The organism is Chryseobacterium sp. UNC8MFCol, from assembly GCF_000482305.1.
Lineage (GTDB): Bacteria > Bacteroidota > Bacteroidia > Flavobacteriales > Weeksellaceae > Chryseobacterium > Chryseobacterium indologenes.
Genome location: NZ_KI535290.1, coordinates 85,345 through 94,518 on the forward strand (window position 1 = coordinate 85,345; position 9,174 = coordinate 94,518).

The following is a 9,174-nucleotide window of genomic DNA, read 5'->3' on the forward strand; positions in this document are numbered from 1 at the left end:
TAATGGTACACACTGCAAGTATAGGACCACAAGGAGATAATATGATGTTTTGTGGTATGTATTGATCGCTTAGGAAGGGTGCTTTCAGAACAGTTGCATTACTGTTGCCATTGCCCATATCTGCATTACTACGGTTTGTTTTTCATCTAAATTCAGACTTCAAATAAAAAGCTGGAGCTGGCATAGCCGGTCTATGATTGCTCATGGTTGAAGAGCGGTTGTAAAAAACATAAGGATGAGTACCATCAATTAAATTCACTAAAATCTTTAGCCCTGACGGAATTTTTTATTAAAGTAATTTCTGAATAAAATGTTGCTAACATGATAAAGGCTCCACCCAATAATAAGCGTATTGTAATAAGTTCATCAAGAATAAAGTAGGATGCAATAGTTCCAAAAATCGGTTCAAATAAATATATGATTGCAACTTTCTCAGCGTTGATATATTTTTGTGCTAACATAGAAACAGTATACATATATGTGGTTGAGAACAGAGCACAAAATATTACTGAGAACCAGAAGTTTCTATCCGTTGGAAACCAATTTTTAATAACTTCCGTACCGGTATAACAGAAGGATAATAATGAACAGATTGCAAACATGGGTATTATTGTTCCTGCAATATCAATATTTTTATTTTCTCTTTCTACTTGTATCAGGTATAAGCTAAAACCCAATGTCCCAAACATTGTATACATTGAACCTTTGTTGATTTTTAAATCATTCGTCAATGCAATAATACATAGGCCTGTTAATGCTATTAGTGAGGTTGTCCAAATTTTACTTGGAATTCTTATTTTGTAAAATATCCATTTCATAACGGGTATTACAACTACACCTAAACCCGCTATAAACGTACATTGTGATGCTTCAATATATTTTAAACCTAAAGTTTGAAAGACGACACCCAGCATTAACGGAATAGCGAGTTTAGAGCTTGCTTTTAAGGTGTTCAGATTGATTAATTTTAAATATTTGGAAAAAGAAATTGCTAAAGCAACCGTTGCCATCAGGAATCGATAGGATAAGAATAAAGCTGGTTTTGAGCCTGTTATCGCATTCTTTGTAACTGGGAAAGAGATGCCCCAGAACGCTGTACCTATAATAAGCAGTATATAATATATGTTTTTCTTTTGCATTTTCTTAAATTGTATTACTGGTTTATATCAATTAAAATATCTTCTTGCTCTAGCTAAAGAGTTACATTCTGGTTACAGTCTCTGAAATGAATATCATTCAATCGGCTATAACCCGAAGCATTCAATCATTAGAAAATGAGTTTGGATTTCATCTTTTGTGAAATAATGTTAAGCTTACTTGTACCGGAATATTCTTACAGAAAAAAGAACTTATTCAGGCGCGTATCCAAAATTATCATCTCTAAACTTCTGTCAGGATAAAACTTCTATCATTATATCATGAGTAAGTTCCAGCCCGGTTTTCAACAGATCTTTTTTCCTGATTTGTCAGGCGGACTAATTATTCCTTTTATTGAGCATTTTACAATTCAGATGTTGATCATTATAAATAAGAGAACTGGCGTTGGAGAGATCATCAATCATCTTTTCAAATTGATGGCTGTTGTGCAAGTCAATCAGATAATTATTAAACTGAGGATTGTTTTTAATGGAATTCATGATTTGTGTTATGATTTTAAAAATTTTACTTCTATAAATATTTTTTTAATGTGATACGTAAGTATTAATTATACGATGGGTTCAGACGCAATTACTTTAATTTTCATATGATTGAAATAAATCACTTATTATTGAAATATTTGCGGATAATGGCATGGTTGTCCTTTAAACCTTTTATAGTTTTCGACCGTTTTAGACACACCTTTTAAGGGGGCGCTGCATGTGAATGTTATTATCTGTGGATAGTTGTATTGAGGAGACCCTTTATATTTTTGTAACAGGTGTCATGATGATTCAGTCTTTGCATAAAAAGCTGATCCTTGAATTGATAGAATGATTTTATTACAATTCATTAATCCATATATATAAATTGGTTTCCGAAGTAAGATTCAACTTCTTACGCAATCTGTATTTACGATTATCTACTGATCCTATCGAAGATTTTTTGTAAAGGGCAATCTCCTTTGTCTGAATATTGAGTTTTAGAAAAGCACATAATTCTATATCATTGGGTGTCAGTTCAGCGTTCAACTTAAGAAGCTTTTGGTACAATTCCGGGAAGGTTTGTTGAAAGGTTATCAGGAAATTTTTATCGTTGGTTTTTGCCGATTCAAAAAGAATAGAGATTTGTGACTGGTCCGGAAGATTTTTTTGTAGTGTTTCATCCATATTTTTATTGGCAGAGCCATTTTCAGACTTCTCGCGAAATAAAACAGGAGGTGTCTTTTTTCTTTTCTTTACATAATACATAAGAAAACCTGTAAAAATGATAATGACAATCAAGCCGATAAGGAGTATTTTTTTTGTGTTGGTATGTATTTCCTTATATTCTTCCAAAGCCTCTTTTTTACTGATCCTATTTTGGCTTAAAAGTGCTGATTGATTGATAATAACTAGGCTGTCATTTAATCTTTTATTTTTTTTTACATAGTAAAGCTCCATATCAGGATTTTTGGTTTTTTGGTAATAATCTGCCATAAATTCATAAATAGGAAGATAAAATCGTGGACGATTAAGCTGCTTTGCAATGACTAATCCTTTATTATAGTATTCCAAAGCTTTTTGCGGATCCTTTTTATGATCGATCTCCATCCTTCCTCGTTCCATATATAAAGCAAAAATAGAGTTTTGATCATTTTCTTTAAGGATGATTTGCTCTGCCTGATCAAGGTATTTCTCAGCGTCTGCCAATTTATTATTAAAGGCAGCAATAGACCCCATTATTCGTAAAGATTGACCAATGCGTTTATTTTTTGACGTATACTTATCTGAAATCTTTATTGCCTCACTATAGGCATTTTTAGCGAAATAAGTCATGGAATCCTTATAGATTTTGTTTTTACTGGCTTCAAATGCATAATGGCAATAATCCACTAAAAAAAGGTATACTGAGCTTTTTTTAAAATGTAACTGATCCTTATCCTTTATAGAATTACTTGCTGCCAGCGCGTTACTAAAACTTTTTCTGGCATTATCATAATCAGCGGCCATCGTTAAGGCTGTCCCCTTAGATTCATACAAGGCTGTTTTGTAATAATAGTCGTTAAGAGATTCAGAAAGGGATAAGGCTTCAGGCATGAGTTTCAGGCACGCATTATTGTCTGATCTGTTGACAAAAATCTGTGCACGCTTGCTTATTGCTATTAACATTCCCATCTTGTTGTCATCTTCCTTTGACAGGTCATACAGCTCCTGACATATGGCAAGCACTTTATCATCACCATAAGTATTCTGAAATTTTTCATCATTAATTTGCTTGATTTTGCTGTCAATATTCTGCTTAAGGAAGTTTTGAGAAGAAACAAAAATTGGCAAAAACAAAATAAATAAAAATGTTTTCATCGTTTCAAATAAGATCTATTTTAAAATTACAAATTGTTCTATAATCTATTAGTAAATTGTAGAAATTCATATCTGTTAACACAAATATTCTAATACCAACTTGTACACCAATTTTCATAGTTTCTTATCTTTTAATATGTTTACCATAATTTTATCATCTATTATTACTTATGATCAGATAGTGAGTACATTACATCTGTTGACTCAAAGAATAAATAATTGTTTCTGAAAGTCAATCATACTGCCAAGTATTTTTCACAAAAAAGCCAGTTAAAAGTAACGGGCTTAATAGCAAAATAATTATTGAACAAAACAAAATGTGTTATTTAAAATATGTTACAAAAATCTCTTTATAGTGTTTTTAGAATCTTAGATTTACCATTGAAATTTATAATGAACGCGCTAGTAGAACATTCATCAGAAACGTTCCCGTCCAGTTACTGTTATTAGAACCATTGTTTCCTACAAAATCTATTCTTGCTACCGAAACTGTCAACCTGGTTTTTCCATTTGTTCCGTCATTAGCCAATTTTACAAAGGACCCTGTGAATACATCGGGATAGCTGGAATTATTTCCGCAGGTAATAATAGGATACATATTCTGAAGGTTAAAAGGAGTTCCCTGATACTCATAGACAAGGGTCATTCCACTGGTGTTGTTATGAGAGCTTTCAAATTCATAGCCCCTGGAAGTCTTACTTATAATCCACCAACGATTACTCGCCGTTCCTGAATCAAAATTCGTATTACTATGACCCGTCCAGTCTGGGACACCAGGACTACTCAATCCTAATCCATGTGGAGGAATAGTTAATTGAACGCCGTATACTTCTAGCTGACTCGGTTTTGAGATGCCGGTAAAAGAAAGATCCCAGGTTCCTCCGGTCGCATTGGCATTATTCACTACCTCGACATAACTGCCTGCCGGAATTCTAAATTGGGTCACCAAGTTATTATCCACTCTTAAGGCATTCCCGTCTGAAGGCCCCAGCACGATGGCAGAAGTTGAAATGTTTTTAATCTTGTAAATTCTTCCTGTAAAACTTTTATTAGCGGTTTGGATAGACGGCAGTTGAAAATTAGAGTCACCCGTACCATTATATGTAAGATAAAAGTCATTAACAGACATTAAATAATTATTAACCTTAATTTCCTTATAGTCTGCTTCAAAGGAACCATTAACCACTAATGTGCTATTGGGTGTATTTGTATTTACCCCGACCTGGGCTTTTGGGAACAGGCACATACAAGAGAGTACAAGTCCGAAAATAATTTTTTTTTTCATAAATAATATAATGCTTTTTTGTTATTGATGTATTTCCTGTACAAAACTACTTTCTACTATAGAATTTTAAAGAATAAGTAATCTCTCAATGATACACTAAAGTCTCACAATATCTCACGGATAGTGCTTTTTTATATGTATGTTCCATGATATACTGTAAAAGAATATTTTTCATCTTAACCTCATTATAGACTCTAAAAATGATGTCTTTAATAGCATGGATTCCTCCAATCATTGACATTAAGAATTAAGTTACCGAAACCATTTTTGTATTGAGCTTACCGGATAATTATGCATAAAAAACCTCTTGTAAAACAAGAGGTCAAATAGGTATTATGATTTAAACGACCACGGGTCAAACCTTAATAACCGGCTGTCAATCAAATTGCAGCTAAATTTCAAATCTTTGTAGCATGGGAATTATTTATGTTGTAGAACCTACCATCAAAGCATTATTGTGCTATTTTCAACCACCTAATATCCAAAAATTTTCCGCCATTTGGCTATGGAATTGCGGCTTACTCTAAAATACAGAGAGATTTGGCTGTTGTTATACCCGTTCTCCTTCTGAAAATCCAACATGTAGAGTATATCAGTCTTGCTATAGCTTCTATGCTTATTTTCACCTATGCCTGAAGGAGTGTTTCTCTCTGTGTAACTAAAAATAAGAGTATTCAATTTAATCACATCTAAAGCTGATAAGTCTTTCTTTTCAAGAATTTTAAGGCATGCAATTTTATTGACAGGTTTTTTTTTAGAAAGAATATCGTTGAAAATTCTATGATAATCAGGTTGTAAACTATTCATTATTGTTATTTTTGATATTTATCAATCCATTTGTAGAGTGTTGCTTTTGGTATTTTATAATCCCGCATTACCTCATTTTTAGTTTTCTCACCAGCTGTTATAGTCTCTAATATAAATTCAATAATCTCCTTTGTGTAAACATGTTTTCGAAATTGTGGTAACTGGGATTTGGCAGTTACCGTCGCGCTGCTGTATTCATTACTTCTGGGAGGGCTAAACAATATCAAATGTTGGGAATAAAGCCTGAAAAAATCATATTCAAGAAGTTTGCTCCATTTTAACAGCAAATCGGAGGGGAGATCAACGCGTTTATACATTTCATTAATGTCAGTTTCTGTGCATCTAAAGAAATTGCAAATACGACTCATCTTAATGTTCAATTCATCTACTCTCGTCTGGATTAACTGCCCAATATTCAGATTCTTAAAATCAATATTCATTTAGCTTATTTTTTAGGTGTTGAAATACAAGTGCTATATCTTCCATCGGTCTTTGGTTTAGTAATATGTTTTCATGTAAAGTCTTCTTTTCATCAATATTTAAAATAGCAACCATTTTATAGCCAATAGACTGACCCACAATATAATTACAATAGCATTCTTTATCATATGGTTACTTTTTTAAATACATATTATTTTAGAGTGATTAGATTTGTTAATTCAAAATTACTATAACAGTACTCTTTTAAAGACTTTCAATACTCTCAATATTTCACAGAGTAACTCCCGATTTCTTGCAGAAATAAAAAACCGCACAAAAAATACTGTGCGGTTACATTAATAAAAAAATATAAAAGAGTTACTAGTTCATTGCTTATTGGTTTCTGAGGAAAAAATATTGAATCGCATATATTTATACCCGCGTAGCTTATCTACTCAGGCATTTAATGTGACTCATATTATCACACTAATCAATTCGCATCATAGATTGTTTATCAATGTAGATTGGGGTCTTCTAATTTTTCCATAGACGAATCTGAAAGAAATAAATACTGCTATATCATTGTCAAATTCGATAAAAACAACTTCTTTTCCAAATAAATAATTCTTTTTAAATGTATAATACCACACATGATCTTCAAATACGTTTTCGCCTATACCATCCTGTTCGATAAATTCCTCTTTTGTCATGCCAATGTTATAATCTTTATTATTTATTCTCATAATTTGCATAAACTCAATTAAACTGCTTCCTGATAACTAAAGTACCTGGCTGTATTCAATTCATCCATTATCTATCGTCTAGACCAATTACCTGTTCTTCAGTTATTCATATACATTATTTTTCCTGATTTTGTACTTAAATAGCCCAATTTAATAGTGTCTTGACATTAGCCTGTTGGTAATGATGACACGATATCTACTTCGTTTATTTTTGTCTTATTGATACTATCACCCAAAAGCCCACAATTCAATTGTAGCTGTTTGAAATTCAAAGAATGGCAAAGTACTGATCGGAATACTGAGTATGCATTTATTGCATTAATGATGTTTGTTATTAATCTTTAAAGAGCAGCTTAAATACTGTACATATATCAATATCTGTCTCAGGTTTTTCCAAAAAATAACAGGCGTTAAAATTTGATATATGAATTATTTTAATGGTCAAAAAGAGAGAGACAACCAATTTATAGTTGTCTCCTTCAGTGTTCTTAATAAATTTTTTCAAACACTTTTATTGATGATTTGTTTCGTGTAAGCCAAATAAAGAAAAAATTACAGTGGTTCAATACTTTGAACTGAAGATTATCCATGTGCCTTCTCGGAAATATCTTTCCATTCTTCAAAACTGGCCAAACGCTGTTCATAAGTGTTCTTGACCGCTGGATACGCAATCTTTCCAAGTAGCAGTCGTAAGGGTGGGTTAGGAGAGTCAACCAGCTTCTCTATGGCCGTTACTGTGGCTTCGGGGTTTCCGTAAATATCGGGTGTTGCACTTTTTATGAAGGCTTCTTTCACCGGATGATATATTTCCATCGGTTCAGTTTGAAAAGCTGATGCTCCTGCCCAATCCGTGGCATAACCATTGGGTTCAACCAAAGAAATATTGATCCCCATTTGCTTCACTTCACTTGCCAGTGTTTCGCTAAATCCTTCCACCGCAAATTTGGAGGCATTGTACAATCCTAATATAGGTAAAGTAACCAACCCCAGAAAGCTGGAAACCTGTATAATATGACCGCTTTGCTGGGCTCTCATGATAGGCAGTACTGCCTGGGTCATCCATAGTGTTCCAAAAAAGTTAGTTTCCATCTGGTCACGTGCTTCTTTTTCGGAAGTTTCTTCAATGGCACCGAAAAGACCGTATCCGGCATTATTAATCAGTACATCGATCTTTCCAAACTGTGCATAGGCTTTTTCAACAGCCTCAAAAGAATCTTTACGGCTATTGACATCAAGTTGAAGGGGAAATACGTTGTCCCCGTATTTCTCAACAAGATCATGTAACGTTTCTTTGTTGCGTGCTGTGGCAATGACTTTATCGCCACGTTTTAAAAATGCTTCTGCCCAAAGTCTCCCAAATCCGCGGGATGCTCCGGTAATAAAAATGGTTTTTGACATAATTTCTATTTTAGAATATTAATATTATATATATGACCTATCGGTCATTTTTGTTTTAAAAAAATTAAGACAACTGTGCCTCAATCATTTTTTTCAGACTTTTATTGATAATACTCATTTTATCAATTTTCTTAGTGGTATTACTTATAAAAATGCCTCCTTCCAGCATGGCAAACATTATGGTAGAAAATTCTTCGTGATTCCAGTCGGCTTTAAAAATGCCCTTTTCAATGCCTTCTACAATAATTTCACTGATCAGGTGCTGACTTTTATTCACCAGATCCGCTACTTTCTTAAGTATTACCTCATTTTGGTCATCAGCTTCCATTCCAAAGTTCAGCATCGGACAACCTCCGGCTACCGGAGGATTTAAGGGGTTCTTAAATGCATCTATATAGGCAAATAATTTATCCTTCGGATGTTGAAATTTATTTATTGATGCTATTACTTTCCTTTGTAATTGATCCATATTATAATCTACAGCAGCTTCTACTAATACGTCTTTATTGTCAAAATGAACATACAGGCTGCCTTTGGAAAGCTTGGTAACATCCATAATATCACTCATTGCTGTTGCTGCCATCCCTTTTTTGTTAAAAAGTGGAGCAGATTTTTCAATGATCATCTGCCTCGTACGTTCACCTTTATTCATCTTATTATTATTTTTTACGCAACAAATATAAATGACCTTTCGGTCATTTCCAAAATGTAAGATAACTTTTTTCAATATTTTTTTAAAGAAAATATAATGCGCCGAGTTTTGACGCTATGCGCCTCTATCTTTGCTTCAGTAATCAAGGGGATAATCCTAGGCACTTTATACTCACGGTTACTACAGATAAATCATAAAAATTAATAGTAAAAACAAGTAAAAAAAAGATTATGGAAAATTATGGACAGACACACAATGAGATGATTAAAACTATTATGAACACCATTAAACTGTCTCCGGACATGACTGCCGGACAGAAAAAGGAGACTGTTATTCAGGGATTTGCGGACACTTACGGAAAGGACAATATAGATCTTTTTGTACAGGGTT

General features: G+C 33.2%; 9 protein-coding genes. All 9 read right to left on the reverse strand.

All coding sequences use genetic code 11. The annotated features are described in order from the left end of the window. Positions 1-245: 245 nt before the first annotated feature. A complete protein-coding gene (locus M030_RS0114700) occupies positions 246-1,139 on the reverse strand; it encodes a DMT family transporter (protein WP_027374193.1) in 894 nt (297 codons plus the stop codon). A 336-nt stretch (positions 1,140-1,475) separates the two neighbouring features. Continuing rightward, entirely contained in the window at positions 1,476-1,637 is a 162-nt protein-coding gene (locus M030_RS25580; protein WP_155860260.1) for a hypothetical protein, read from the reverse strand. 342 nt (positions 1,638-1,979) lie between these two features. Continuing rightward, positions 1,980-3,479, reverse strand: a complete 1,500-nt coding sequence (locus tag M030_RS0114710; RefSeq protein ID WP_027374195.1) for a tetratricopeptide repeat protein — start codon at positions 3,477-3,479, stop codon at positions 1,980-1,982. 388 nt (positions 3,480-3,867) lie between these two features. Continuing rightward, the gene (locus tag M030_RS0114715; protein ID WP_123840902.1) at positions 3,868-4,764 is read right to left on the reverse strand and encodes a hypothetical protein; all 897 of its coding nucleotides are present in this window, start codon (positions 4,762-4,764) and stop codon (positions 3,868-3,870) included. 474 nt (positions 4,765-5,238) lie between these two features. Next, on the reverse strand, positions 5,239-5,571 hold the full coding sequence (locus M030_RS0114720) for a hypothetical protein (protein WP_034722709.1): 333 nt from the start codon (positions 5,569-5,571) through the stop codon (positions 5,239-5,241). A gap of 5 nt (positions 5,572-5,576) precedes the next feature. Continuing rightward, positions 5,577-6,011 carry a transposase gene (locus tag M030_RS0114725; protein WP_316931421.1) on the reverse strand — a complete coding sequence of 145 codons (435 nt, stop codon included), beginning with the start codon at positions 6,009-6,011 and terminating at the stop codon, positions 5,577-5,579. Between the two features lie 480 nt (positions 6,012-6,491). Beyond that, complete coding sequence (locus M030_RS0114735) at positions 6,492-6,734, reverse strand: hypothetical protein (protein WP_123861642.1); 243 nt, start codon at positions 6,732-6,734, stop codon at positions 6,492-6,494. 582 nt (positions 6,735-7,316) lie between these two features. Then, positions 7,317-8,132, reverse strand: coding sequence for an SDR family NAD(P)-dependent oxidoreductase (locus M030_RS0114740; protein ID WP_027374200.1), 816 nt, complete (start codon positions 8,130-8,132; stop codon positions 7,317-7,319). A gap of 64 nt (positions 8,133-8,196) precedes the next feature. Then, positions 8,197-8,784 carry a TetR/AcrR family transcriptional regulator gene (locus M030_RS0114745; RefSeq protein ID WP_027374201.1) on the reverse strand — a complete coding sequence of 196 codons (588 nt, stop codon included), beginning with the start codon at positions 8,782-8,784 and terminating at the stop codon, positions 8,197-8,199. Between the last annotated feature and the right edge of the window lie 390 nt (positions 8,785-9,174).